This window comes from Nonomuraea dietziae (genome assembly GCF_014195505.1).
Lineage (GTDB): Bacteria > Actinomycetota > Actinomycetes > Streptosporangiales > Streptosporangiaceae > Nonomuraea > Nonomuraea roseola.
On the sequence record NZ_JACIBV010000001.1, the window covers coordinates 2,956,739 to 2,968,692 of the forward strand.

Genomic DNA, 11,954 nt, shown 5'->3' on the forward strand with positions numbered 1-11,954 from the left:
CTCAGCCGGAGGCGGCCAGCGCGGGAACAACCCTGAGGGAGGGCGTGGCGGGGGCGACCGTTCCCAGATCGAGTAAGGCCGAGGGATGTGGTCACATCTCGGCGGTGAGCCTGGCGATGGCGCGCATCTTGTTCATGGCGTCGAGGGCGGCGACCTTGTACGACTCGGCCAGCGTCGGGTAGTTGAACACCGCGTTGACCAGGTAGTCGACCGTCGCCCCGCACCCCATCACGGTCTGCCCGATGTGCACGAGCTCAGTGGCGCCCGTGCCGAACACGTGGACCCCGAGCAGCCGCCTGTCCTCCGAGGAGACCAGCAGCTTGAGCATGCCGTACGAGTCGCCGATGATCTGGCCCCTGGCCAGCTCCCTGTAGCGGGAGATGCCCACCTCGAACGGGATCCTCTCGCGGGTCAGCTCGTCCTCCGACTTCCCGACGAAGCTGATCTCCGGGATGGTGTAGATCCCGATCGGCTGCAGTTCGCTCATGTCGGGGACGGGCTCGCCGCAGGCGTGCTGCGCGGCGAGCCTGCCCTGCTCCATCGAGGTGGCCGCCAGCGCGGGAAAGCCGATCACGTCGCCGACGGCGTAGATGTGCGGGACGGGGGTGGCGTAGTCGGCGTCGACCCTGATCCGGCCGCGATCGTCGGCGGACAGGGCCCGCGGCCTCCAGGCAGAGCTCGGCCGTCTTGCCCTGGCGTCCCGCCGAGTACATGACGCAGTCGGCGGGGATCTTCTTGCCGCTCTCCAGGAGGGTCAGCGCCCCGCGCGGCCTGCGCTCGACGGCGGCGACGCTCTCGCCGAAGCGGAAGGTGACGGCCAGGTCCCTGAGGTGGTACTTGAGCGCCTCGACGATCTCCAGGTCGCAGAACTCCAGCATCCGCTCGCGACGCTCCACGACCGTCACCTTGGTGCCGAGCGCGGCGAACATCGAGGCGTACTCGATGCCGATGACCCCCGCCCCGACGACGACCATCGTCTCGGGGACCCGGTCGAGGTGCAGGATCGCGTCGGAGTCGATGACCGTGCGGTCGTCGAACTCCACGGTGGAGGGACGGGCGGGCGACGTGCCGGTGGCGATCACTATCTTCTCGGCCGTGACCTTCCGCTCCTCCTCGCCCGTGACGCCGATGGTGTGCGCGTCGAGGAAGCGGCCCGTCCCCTGCAGCAGGGTGACGTGGTTGCGGGCCAGCTGGCTGCGGATGACCTGGATCTCGCGCCCCATGACGTGCTGGGTGCGCATCCCGAGGTCGGCGACGGTGATCTCCTCTTTCACCCGGTAGCTGGCGCCGTACAGCTCCCGCTGGTTGAGGCCGGTGAGGTAGAGCACGGCCTCGCGCAGCGTCTTGGACGGGATCGTGCCGGTGTTGATGCACACCCCGCCCAGCATGTGCGTCTTCTCGACGACGGCCGTGCGCCTGCCGAGCTTGGCGGCGGCGATGGCCGCCTTCTGCCCACCGGGACCCGACCCGAGCACAAGGAGATCGAAGTCGTACATCGGTGCAGGCCTCCCAGCCGATGGACTCTCCCGGCGGTTCGCCGGCAGTTCCATTGCAACACGCGCGGACGCCCGGGAGAACGGCACCGATCAGGCGGGCTAGGCCGAGGTTCCCGCCATGACCCTGTCGACGATCGCCGTCGCCCCCTCCTGCCTGGCGCAGTGGGCGCAGCAGAACCAGCGCCTGTTCGCCTCGACGCCATGACCGATGATCTTCTGGCCGCAGTGCTCGCAGATGGGCGCCATCGCCTGGATGGCGCACTGGAAGGAGTCGAAGGTGTGCACCGCGCCCTGGGCGTGCACCTCGAAACTCATGTCGTAGTCGTTTCCACACACTTCGCAGACGGCCATGTCGCTCCTCCGATCAGGGATCCTCCAGCGGAGATACCCAGGTGGGGCGGCGCATGCGTGCCTCCGGCGAAGTCTTGGCCGATGATCTACCGGCGGGGCTAGAGCGTGGCGCCGCCGTCCACCACCAGGTCGGTGCCGACGGTGAAGCCCGCCTCGGGAGAGGCCAGGTAGAGCACGGCCGCGGCGATCTCCTCCAGCCTGCCGACCCTGCCCACCGGCACCGCCGACCTCATCCGCTCGTCGCGCTGCTCCACGCTCTCCCCTGGGCGCATGGACATCGCGGTCGCCGCGGGGCCGGGGCTGACGGCGTTGATGCGCACGCCCTCGGCGATGTACTCCAGCGCCGCGGCCTTGGTCAGCGCGCTCACCGCGGCCTTGGAGGCGATGTAGGCGGCCATGCCGCTGTAGCGCTTGTGCGCGCCCAGGTTGGAGGCGGTGTTCACGATGACGCCGCCGCCGGAGCGGCGCATGTGCTCGATCTCGTGCTTCATCGACAGCCACACGCCTGTCACGTTCACGTCCATGACGCGGGCCCAGGTCGCCTCGTCCAGGTCGGTGACCGCCCCGCCGGCGAAGACGCCCGCGTTGTTGAAGGCGATGTCGAGGCGGCCGTGCCTGGCGACCGTCTGCTCGACCATCGCCGCGGCGCCGCCCGAGGTGCTCACGTCGGCGATCACGTGGCTCGCCGACCCGCCGGCGTGCTCGATCAGCTTCACCGTCCCGGTCAGCGGCTCGGCGCCGCGCCCTGCCACCACGACCGTGGCCCCCTCGGCCGCGAACGCCTGGGCGGCGGCCCTCCCGATGCCCGATCCGCCGCCGGTGACGAGTACGACCTTGCCGTTGAAACGCATGACCACTCCTATCGAGAACGAGTGGTCTTGAATATGCCCTATCTGGAACGAACGGTCAAATATCCGAGGAGCAGGGGCACGCCGAGCGCCCCGAGCAGCGCCAGCGCCACGGGCAGCGAGAACGCCGCGCTCAACCCCGCCACCAGCAGCGGGCTGATGACGAACCCGGTGTAGGAGATGGTCGAGACGGCCGAGACCAGCGTCCCTTCCTCGTCGCCGACCGCGGCCCTGCTGAGCATCGCGGGCACCAGCGGCCCGAGCGCGAGCCCGGTGATCGCGAACCCGACCAGTGACAGCCAGGCCGTGGGAGCCAGCCCCGCCAGGACGATGCCGCCACCGCCGCCGAGCCCCGCCAGCACGTAGAGCGGGCGCAGCCCGAGCCTGGGAAAGGCCTGCGCGGTCAGGCGGCCCGCGGTGAGCGCGCCCATGTAGGCGGCGGGCGCCGCGCTGGCCAGCAGCGCGGAGGCCGAGCGGAAGTCCTCCAGCAGCAGGACCGACCACTGCTCGACCGAGTTCTCGATGATCAGCGCGAACGCGGCGAGCACACCGAGCAGCAGGGCGTGCCGCCAGGCCCCCTTCGGTCTGCTGTCGGCCACCGGCTGCACGCCCCTGCCGAGCGGCAGCCCCATCGCCAGCGCCGCGCAGGCCAGCACCAGGACGGCGATGACCGCCAGCACCTGCGCGGGGCCGTACCCGAGAGAGCGGGCCAGCCCCGTGGCGGGAGCGGCCACGATCACGGCGACGGGGAAGGCGGCGTGCACGGTCTGGAAGAGCCTGCCGCCGGACTCACGCTCGGCCCTGCCCGTGGCGGTGTTGAGCGCGATGTCGAGGGCGCCGCTGGCCGCGCCGAGCCCGACCAGGGCCAGGCCCAGCGCCAGCGGGGTCGTGACCAGCCCGATGCCCGCCGCCGCCAGCGCGAACAGCGCGGTGCTGACGGCCAGCGCGATCCGCTCCCTGCCCCTGACCAGCCGGCCGGTGAGCGCCATCGCGGGGATGGCGCCCACGGGCACACCGGCCAGCGCCAGACCCAGGTCCGCGTTGGTGGCGCCGACCTGGGTCTGCACGGCCGGCAGCAGCGCCGACCACGACCCCCAGAAGACACCCCAGACCGCGCAGACCGCGACGAGCCTGGCCAGCGTCATGCGAGCGTGAAGGTGCCGACCCTGACGTCGCCGGTGAAGACGAGGTAGACGTCGTGGACGCCACGGACCGGAGTGATCGGTGTCATGGCCGTAGCGTATGTGTAGACATCACCCGTCGCAGGCGCTTGGAGCGTGCCGAGCAGCCTGCCCGTCGGCGAGCCGAGCCGCACCTCGACGGAGCCGCCGGTCACGGAGGCGAGCTGCGCGGTGAAGGTCGAGCCCAGCCTGGAGTCCTTGAAGGCCAGCCAGTCCCCCGCCTTGCCGCCCACGGCCTCGCCGCGCTCCTTGCTGAGATCAACCAGCCGCACGCCCTTGTAGTCGTCGAAGTCGATGGCCCTGGTCGGCTTCGACAGCTCCCGCGGAGGGATCCGCTCCCCCGCGACCTGAAGGGTGGCGCGCTGTCTGATCGCCGAGGACGAGCCGCCGACCAGCACGTCGTGGGTGGCGCTCTCGACCGTCCATCTGCCTCTGGTGACGTCCCAGAGCGCCAGGTCCTCCTTCTTGAGCGTGAACCGCACCTCGCGGCTCTCGCCGGGCCGCAGCGAGATGCGCTGGAAGCCGCGCAGCTGCTTGACCGGCTGGACCACGCGGGAGCGCTGCTGGTGGGTGTAGAGCTGGACGACCTCGTCGCCCGCCCTCGACCCTGTGTTGGTGACCCTGACGCTGACCTGCCCGTCCTTGGTGACCTTCAGTCCCTGGTAGCCGAACGTGGTGTAGGACAGGCCGTGACCGAAGGCGTAGAGGGGGTCGCCCCGGTGGTACAGGTAGGTCATCCCGGTCTTGGTGATGTCGTAGTCGAGGATGTCAGGCAGGTCGCTGGAGCGGTACCACGTCTGGGTGAGCCGTCCTGCGGGGTTGACCTCGCCGAAGATCGCGTCGGCCACCGCGTGCCCCGTCTCCGGGCCGGCGTGCGTGGTCCACAGCAGCGCCTTGGCGGTGACCGTCACCGGGTAGCTCGTCTCCAGCACCACGACCGTGTTCGGGTTGGCCCGCTGCACGGCCTCGATCAGGCGCAGCTGGGAGGCGCCGAGGGTGAGGTCGGCCCTGTCGTGGAGCTCGCGTCCCGCGACGAACGGGTGGCTGCCCACCACCACGACCGCCGCGTCCGCGCCCTTGGCCGCCTCGACGGCCTGCTTCACGCCGTCGGAGACGACCTCCATGGCGAAGCGGGCCGCGTCGGCCTTCGCCCCCATCGCCAGCGTGCCGTCCTCGCGGACGGTGAGGTAGTGCTCGGGGATCGACCACCAGCTCTCGTTGACCTCGTAGCCGACGTACTGGATCAGGTAGGAGCCGTCGCCCTGCTTCTCGAAGCGGAACTGCTGCTGGACGAACCAGCCGTCGGGCTCGTCGGAGTTGGCGAGGAAGGTGCCCCAGTTGCCGGTCAGCAGCTTGCCGCTGGCGGCGTTGCGCAGGGTGGAGACGCCGCCCGTCCAGTCGGTGAGGTCCCACTGGGCGGCGGCCGTCCTGTCGGATCCGACCGTGACGGCCTGCGCGAGGTCGGCGGAGGCGGTGACGTACTTGCCGGTGGCGGTGTGCCTGAGCGCGACCCTGTCGAGCGCGTCGAGCCCGGTCACCTGCGCGCGCTCGGCCAGAGCCCGCTTCGGGGTCACCTGGTACGGCAGCGCGCCGCCGTACCAGTCGCGGTGCAGCCTGTCCTGCAGCGGTCCGACGACCGCCACGGATCTGGTCCTGTCCTGGTCGAGCGGCAGCCTGCCGTCGTTGCGCAGCAGCACCATGGCCTCGGCGGCGGTGCGCCTGTTGAGCGCCCTGTGCGCGGGCGAGTCCACGACCTCTTTGGTGATCTTCGCGTAGGGGCCGCCACCGGGGTCGGCGTGGCCGAGCCTGATCCTGATCGACAGGACGTGCCGTACGGCGGTGTCGATGTCGGCCTGCGTGATCAGGCCGCGCTCCAGCGCCGCCTTGATGGAGGCGGTCATCGGGGCGGTGTCCATGCCGTCGACGGTGAAGCTGTCCTGGCCGGCCTTGAGCGTGGCGGCGTAGGAGGTCGGCTCGTCGGGGTAGTAGTTCTCGACCTGGTAGAGGGCCTGGGGCGCCCACGCGTCGCTGACGTTGTAGAGGACCTTGTCGGTCCAGGTGCGCACGACCTCGTCCTGGTCGGGGTTGACGGTGTTCGGGCGGCCGTTGACGAGGTTGTAGGAGCCCATCACCCCCGTGGCGGCGTCCGCGCTGATGGCGGGCTTGAAGGCGGCCTCGTCGTACTCGTGCTTGACCCTGGGCGGCAGGTTGGAGGAGGTCAGGGAGCGCTGGTACTCGTTGTTGTTGGCCAGGTAGTGCTTCAGCACGGGGGCCGTCTTCAGGTACACGGGGTCGTCGCCCGACAGCCCCTTGCCGTAGGCGGTGGAGATGGCGCCGGTCAGCAGCGGGTCCTCGGAGTAGCCCTCCTCGTTGCGTCCCCAGCGCGGGTCGCGCAACAGGTTGACCACCGGCGCCCACACCTGCGTGCCCCACAGCTCGGGATTCTCGGCCGCGTAGCCGCGCACCTCGTCGCCGGTGGCCGCGCCGACCCGCTTGATCAGCTCGGGGTTCCAGGTGGAGGCCAGGCCGACGGCCTGCGGGAAGATCGTGCCGCTGGCGAACTTCTGCTTCCACCCGTCGCCGTGGTCGTTCGACCAGCCCACACCGTGCAGGGCCTCGGTGCCGTTCTTGTGGTACGGCAGGCCGAGGCGCGGTATCGCCTCCTGCGACTGGTGCAGCAGCGAGATCTTCTCGTCGGGCGTGAGCCTGCCGAGCAGGTCCTCCACCCGCTCGGCCAGCGGCCTGGACGGATCCTGGTAGACGGGCGCGTCGGTCGTGAAGGCCGACAACGACACGACGAGGGCAAGTGCTAAGAGAGCTCGCTTCACTTGATCGCTCCTACGGTGACGCCGCGGGTGAGTGTGCGCTGGAAGATGAGGAAGAAGGCGACCGCGGGGACGATCCCGAGCAGCGCGGCGGCGCTGGACATCGTGGCGTCCATCATCTTCTCGCCCTGGAGCAGGCCGAGGACGACGGGCACGGTCTGGTTGTCGTTGGAGACCAGGAAGATCAGGGGCAGGAAGAACTCGTTCCACGTCCAGATGAAGAAGAAGATCATCAGGACGCTCAGCGTCGGGCGGCTGATCGGGACCACCACCGACCACAGCGCTCTGAAACGACCCGCGCCGTCGATGTGGGCCGCGTCGAGGATCTCCCTGGGGAACTGGCCGAGGACGGCGCTGAGCAGGTAGGTGCCGAAGGCCGACTGGATCACCGTGAAGATGATGATCACGGCCAGCCTGGTGTCGTAGAGGCCCGTCGCCTTGGCCAGGTAGTAGAGCGGGTAGACCAGCGCCTCCTGCGGCAGGGTGTTGGCCGCGAGGAAGACCACGAGCACCCACATCCTGCCGCGCACCCTGCCGATGCCGATGGCGTAGGCGTTCAGCACCGACAGCAGCACCGCGAGCACGGCGACGCTGCCGCTGATGAGCGCGCTGTTGAACAGCTTCTCCCCGAAGTCGACCCTGGTCCAGAAGTCGGCGACCGCCTCGAGGGAGAGCCCCTCGGGCAGGGAGAAGGGGCCGTTGGCGGTGTAGTCGCGCTTGGACTTGACGGCGTTCAGCGCGACGATCACGAACGGCGCGACCATGGCCAGCGCGAGCACGGCGAGCGAGGCCGTCAGGGCGCCCCTTCTCATTCGCGCTCCTGCAGGCGTAGGAAGGCGACGGTCACCAGCAGGATGACCAGCGCGAGCACGGTGGCGATCGCCGAGCCGTAGCCGACGTTGAGCCGCTCGAAGAAGTTGAGATAGGAGAAGTAGGAGGGCACCATCGTGGCGTTGCCAGGCCCTCCCCTGGTCAGCACGTAGATCGGGCCGAAGACCTTCAGCGCGGCGATCGTGCAGGTCAGCAGCACGACGAAGATCTCGGGCCTGATCTGCGGGATCGTGACGTGCCAGAACCTGCGCCACCAGGAGGCCCCGTCGAGCTGTGCGGCCTCGTAGAGGGCGGGGTCGACGCGCTGGAGCCCGGCCATGAAGATCACGACGGGGTAGCCGAGCTGGAACCACACCATGACGGCCATGACGGTGGGCAGGGCGTAGCCGGGGTCGCCGAGCCAGTTGCGGTCCAGGCCGAGCGGGCCGAGCAGCTCGTTGAGCGCGCCGTACGACGGGTTGAGCAGCCAGCCCCAGACCACGCCCGCGACCGCCACCGGCAGCACCTGGGGCAGGTAGTAGGCGGCGCGCAGCACGCTGGGCAGGCGCCTGCCGCGCAGGGTGAACAGCGCGGCCGCCAGCACCAGGCCTAGCAGCGTCGGCACGACCGCCATGGCGACGATCAGCGCCACGTTGTGCTGGAAGGACTGCCAGAACCGCTCGTCCCTCAGCAGCCGCGCGTAGTTGTCGAGGCCGATCCAGCGCGGCGCCCCCACCCCCGACCAGCGGGTGAAGCTCGCCGCCACGTTCATGCCGAACGGCACGACGATGACGGCGAGGATCAGCACCGCGCTGGGCGCCAGGTAGAGCCAGTAGCCCCTGCCCGCCCTAGTCGCCGACATCGGCGAGGTTGTCGTTGTACGGCCCCGCCAGCTCGTCGAGCACCTGCTGCGGCGTCTTGGTGGCGTTGATGAGCTCCTGCACGCCCGCGACGAGCACGTCGTAGTAGCCGGGGGCGGGCCAGTCGGGGTAGAAGGCGAGGCCGTCCTGGCCCGCGAGCCTGCCGAAGTTCTCGATCAGCTCCTTGCTCTTGGGGTCGGTGATGGCCGAGGTGTCGGCGGCCACGGGGATGCCGCCCGAGTTGCCGAGGAGGTTCTGGATCTCCTTGCTCATCGTGATGTCGATGAAGTCGTAGGCGAGCTCCTTGTTCTTCGCGCGCTCGGGCACGACCCACAGGTTGCCGCTGGAGCCCGGTGCCATGCGGCTGCCGGGCCACAGGAAGGTGCCCCACTCGAAGTCCTTCACCGTGGACTGCACGGTGCCGTACCACCAGCTGCCTGACACCATCATCGGGAACTTGCCGGCCATGAACGCGTCGCCCATGTCCTGGGCCTTGAGCCCGGCGGCGTCCTTGCTGATGTAGCCCTTCTTGACCCAGTCGGCCATGGTCTGGGCGGCGTAGGTGAGCTCGGGGCCCTTGAAGTCGGTCCTGCCCTGGTAGAGCTGGTAGGCGTTGACCCACGGGCGCTGCGCCTTGCTGAGCGCGAGCTGGTAGAAGACCTGCTGGGCGGGGTACTCGGCGCCGCCCATGGCCAGCGGTGTCTGGTCCTTGGCGACGAAGGCGTCCATCACCTTCGTGAACTCCTCGAAGGTCGTGGGCACCTCGAGCCCGGCCTTCTCGAAGAGCTTCTTGTTGTAGTAGACCATGACGAACTCGCCGTAGTTGGGCACGCCGTACCAGTTGCCCGACCCCATGATGCCGCGCTCGTCGTACCTGGCGGTGGTCTGCAGGCTGCCGGTCAGCAGCTTGTCCCAGCCCCGCTCGGCCGCCTCGGCGCTGAGGTCGGTGAGCAGTCCGGCCTTGGCCAGCGCGCCCGCCGTGGCGTTGCCCTTGTTGTACTCGGTCAGGTCGGGGGCGGCGTCGGAGTTGAGCACCTGCGAGGCGGTCTTCTGCATCGCCTCGAACCCCTTCTCCTCGAACTTCACCTTCACGCCGGGGTGCGTGGCCTCGAACTTCTTGATCGCCTCGGCCCACGCCTTGGCCATGGCGCTGTCGGGGCCCTCGTAGTGCCACAACGTGAGGGTCTTGGCCTCCTGCGGTGAGGGGGCTTCGGCCGTGGCGCCGCAGGCGGTCAGCACCAGGGTGGCCGCGACGGCCAGCGCTAGTCTGCGCATCGTCATCTCCTGAACGAGACCCGCTTGGGCCCCGTGCTCGTCAGGACACCGCGGGTGCGGGTGACCGTGGTCTCCCCGTCGGTGTCGTGGATGGTGGTACGGCCGTCGCCGTCCCCGAAGGAGACGACGGTGATCTCGGGGTGGTCGCCCACGGTGTCGCCGGGCTCGGCGGTCGGGATCAGGGCGCCGTGCCGGACGAACAGCGGGATCTGGTCGAGCGGCTTGATCACGGTCACGTAGCGCCCGCCGGTCAGCGTCTCGCCGCTCCACCAGTCCACCCAGTCGCCCTGCGGCAGGTAGACCTGGCGCTCGCCGGTGGGCGAGGTCATGGGCGCCACGAGCAGGTCACGGCCCAGCAGGTACTCCAGGTCGGCGCGCCAGGCGACGGGGTCGTCCGGATGGTCGACGCACAGCGCGCGCATCATGGGCGTCCCGGTGCGCGCCGACTCGACGGCCGCGGAGTAGAGGTAGGGCATCAGCGAGTACCTGAGCCTGATCGCCGCCCTGACCTCCTCCTCGACGGCGGGGAACTCCCACGGCTCGCGGCTGGTCGTGCCGTGGAAGCGGACCAGCGGCGACAGCGCGCCGAACTGCGCCCAGCGCACGTAGAGGTCGTCGGAGGGGGTGCCGGTGAAACCTCCCGCGTCGTGGCTCCAGAACGGGATGCCCGACAGGCCGTGCGACAGGCCGCCGCGGATGGTCGAGCCCATGGCGGCGTAGCTGGTGGCGATGTCGCCGCTCCACTGCGCGCTGTGCCGCTGGCCGCCGAGGAAGGAGGAGCGGGCCCAGACCAGGGTGTGACCGTGCACCTCCCTGGTGACCTCCGCCACGGCGTCGTTGAAAAGCAGCGAGTAGACGTTGTGCAGTTCGAGGCCGCTCATGCCGTTGTGCGCCCGCGCGTCGTGCGGCACGCCCTCGGCGAAGTCGGTCTTGAAGACCTGCACGCCCTGCTGGAGCAGCGGCCTGAGCAGTCCCTGGAACCAGGCGACCGCCTCGGGGTTGGTGAGGTCGACGAAGGCGCAGGCGGGGTAGGAGCCGTGCCAGCAGTCCGCGACGTACACCTCTCCTTCCTGGTTCTTCAGGAAGTAGTCGGTGGCCTCGGCGAAGAGCGGGCTGAGGTGGGAGACGTAGGGGTTCATCCAGAGGCAGACCTTGAAGCCCATCCCGTCCAGCTCGGCCAGCATGGCGTCGGGGTCGGGGAAGCGGTCGGGGTCCCAGCGCAGGTCGGACCAGTGGCCCTCGGTCTGCCAGTAGGTGTCGAGGTGGAGCACGTCGCAGGGGATGCCGCGCTCGCGGATCTTCTTCGCCCTGTCCAGCACGCGTTCCTGGGTGTCGACGAAGAAGCCCGAGGAGATCCAGGTGCCGAACGCCCACTTCGGCGGCAGCGCCGGACGGCAGGTCAGCAGGTCGAACCGGTCGAGCACCTCCGAGGGGGTGGGCCCCGCGATGACGTAGTAGTCGATGAGGTCGTCGGGGACGATGATCTGCACGGTGCTGTGCGTGGTCTGGCAGACGTCGAACTCCGTCGGCAGCCCGCTGTCGACCAGCAGCCCGTAGCCCCTGCTCGACAGGTAGAACGGCACGTTCTTGTAGGCGCGCTGCGACTCGGCGCCGAAGGCGTCGAAGTTCCACATCAGGGGGCGCTGGCCGCGCTTGTCCAGCGGGGTGAAGGACTCACCGAAGCCCGCGAACGCCTCGTCGGGCGCCGCCACGAGGCTCTCGTGGTAGGCGACGGGGCCCGTGGCCAGGGAGCGGCCGAAGGGCAGGGTCCTGAGCCTGCCGCTGATGTCGGTGTGGCCGGGGTCCTGCTCGGTCAGCAGCCCGCCGGCCGCGTCGGTGAAACGCAGGTGGAAGGGGGCCAGCGTGATCTCGGCGCGGACGGCTCCCGCGTCCACGACGAGCCGGCCGGAGCCGCCGTCGAGCCCCTCCAGTGTGGCGGGGTGGGCGCCGGGACTGACCAGGGCGATGGCGCGGGAGGAGCGGGTCCGGGCGTCGGCGTCCTGGGCGAGCCGCACCCTGATCACGCCCTCGCCCGCCGCTCCCACCTGCACCACCAACGTCTCCTCCGCGCCGGTGAACGCCTTGAGCGTGACGCCCTCCCCGTCGGCGGCGACGACCTCGGCGCGCGTCACCGCGGACAGCCCCTCCTCGCCGCGCTCGCGGACCGGCAACTCGGGCGGGTCGGCGACGAAGTACTCGTGGGGGACCAGCGGGGGCCGGTACGGCATGGGGCACTCCTTCGAGGGGCTGCGTTGAGCTTTAATTAGTTTGCTTGCTATACCAACAAACGTCAACGGAAATCCCAGGG

The 11,954-nt window shown here is 69.9% G+C and carries 9 protein-coding genes and 1 pseudogene; all 10 read right to left on the reverse strand.

From position 1 onward, the window contains the following. Window positions 1-91: 91 nt before the first annotated feature. The gene (locus FHR33_RS50210) at window positions 92-655 is read right to left on the reverse strand and encodes an oxidoreductase dimerization domain-containing protein (protein WP_246452841.1); all 564 of its coding nucleotides are present in this window, start codon (window positions 653-655) and stop codon (window positions 92-94) included. A 61-nt stretch (window positions 656-716) separates the two neighbouring features. Continuing rightward, window positions 717-1,550: pseudogene (locus FHR33_RS50215) on the reverse strand (FAD-dependent oxidoreductase); the annotation flags it as partial. Between the two features lie 45 nt (window positions 1,551-1,595). After that, window positions 1,596-1,847 carry a metallothionein gene (locus tag FHR33_RS14115; RefSeq protein ID WP_183647041.1) on the reverse strand — a complete coding sequence of 84 codons (252 nt, stop codon included), beginning with the start codon at window positions 1,845-1,847 and terminating at the stop codon, window positions 1,596-1,598. A 98-nt stretch (window positions 1,848-1,945) separates the two neighbouring features. Further along, window positions 1,946-2,698 (reverse strand): SDR family NAD(P)-dependent oxidoreductase, encoded by a 753-nt coding sequence (locus FHR33_RS14120; protein WP_221241092.1) that lies wholly within the window; start codon window positions 2,696-2,698, stop codon window positions 1,946-1,948. A gap of 38 nt (window positions 2,699-2,736) precedes the next feature. Further along, window positions 2,737-3,840 carry an MFS transporter gene (locus FHR33_RS14125; protein ID WP_183647047.1) on the reverse strand — a complete coding sequence of 368 codons (1,104 nt, stop codon included), beginning with the start codon at window positions 3,838-3,840 and terminating at the stop codon, window positions 2,737-2,739. Further along, window positions 3,837-6,671 carry a glycoside hydrolase family 3 protein gene (locus FHR33_RS14130; RefSeq protein ID WP_312895534.1) on the reverse strand — a complete coding sequence of 945 codons (2,835 nt, stop codon included), beginning with the start codon at window positions 6,669-6,671 and terminating at the stop codon, window positions 3,837-3,839. Before FHR33_RS14130 ends, FHR33_RS14125 begins: the two co-directional genes overlap by 4 nt. A gap of 29 nt (window positions 6,672-6,700) precedes the next feature. After that, complete coding sequence (locus tag FHR33_RS14135; RefSeq protein WP_183647053.1) at window positions 6,701-7,513, reverse strand: carbohydrate ABC transporter permease; 813 nt, start codon at window positions 7,511-7,513, stop codon at window positions 6,701-6,703. Then, window positions 7,510-8,373 (reverse strand): carbohydrate ABC transporter permease, encoded by an 864-nt coding sequence (locus FHR33_RS14140; RefSeq protein WP_183647056.1) that lies wholly within the window; start codon window positions 8,371-8,373, stop codon window positions 7,510-7,512. The genes FHR33_RS14135 and FHR33_RS14140 overlap by 4 nt, the downstream gene beginning before the upstream one ends. Further along, window positions 8,360-9,646, reverse strand: coding sequence for an ABC transporter substrate-binding protein (locus tag FHR33_RS14145; protein WP_246451847.1), 1,287 nt, complete (start codon window positions 9,644-9,646; stop codon window positions 8,360-8,362). The genes FHR33_RS14140 and FHR33_RS14145 overlap by 14 nt, the downstream gene beginning before the upstream one ends. Window positions 9,647-9,648: 2 nt before the next feature. Next, a complete protein-coding gene (locus tag FHR33_RS14150) occupies window positions 9,649-11,874 on the reverse strand; it encodes a TIM-barrel domain-containing protein (protein ID WP_183647062.1) in 2,226 nt (741 codons plus the stop codon). Between the last annotated feature and the right edge of the window lie 80 nt (window positions 11,875-11,954).

Bases quoted from the DNA above. Each gene is read 5' to 3' on its own strand.
- FHR33_RS14150 (WP_183647062.1), bottom strand. From the start codon at position 11,874: ATGCCGTACCGGCCCCCGCTGGTCCCCCACGAGTACTTCGTCGCCGAC.
- FHR33_RS14145 (WP_246451847.1), bottom strand. From the start codon at position 9,646: ATGCGCAGACTAGCGCTGGCCGTCGCGGCCACCCTGGTGCTGACCGCC.
- FHR33_RS14135 (WP_183647053.1), bottom strand. From the start codon at position 7,513: ATGAGAAGGGGCGCCCTGACGGCCTCGCTCGCCGTGCTCGCGCTGGCC.
- FHR33_RS14125 (WP_183647047.1), bottom strand. From the start codon at position 3,840: ATGACGCTGGCCAGGCTCGTCGCGGTCTGCGCGGTCTGGGGTGTCTTC.
- FHR33_RS14115 (WP_183647041.1), bottom strand. From the start codon at position 1,847: ATGGCCGTCTGCGAAGTGTGTGGAAACGACTACGACATGAGTTTCGAG.
- FHR33_RS14120 (WP_221241092.1), bottom strand. From the start codon at position 2,698: ATGCGTTTCAACGGCAAGGTCGTACTCGTCACCGGCGGCGGATCGGGC.
- FHR33_RS14140 (WP_183647056.1), bottom strand. From the start codon at position 8,373: ATGTCGGCGACTAGGGCGGGCAGGGGCTACTGGCTCTACCTGGCGCCC.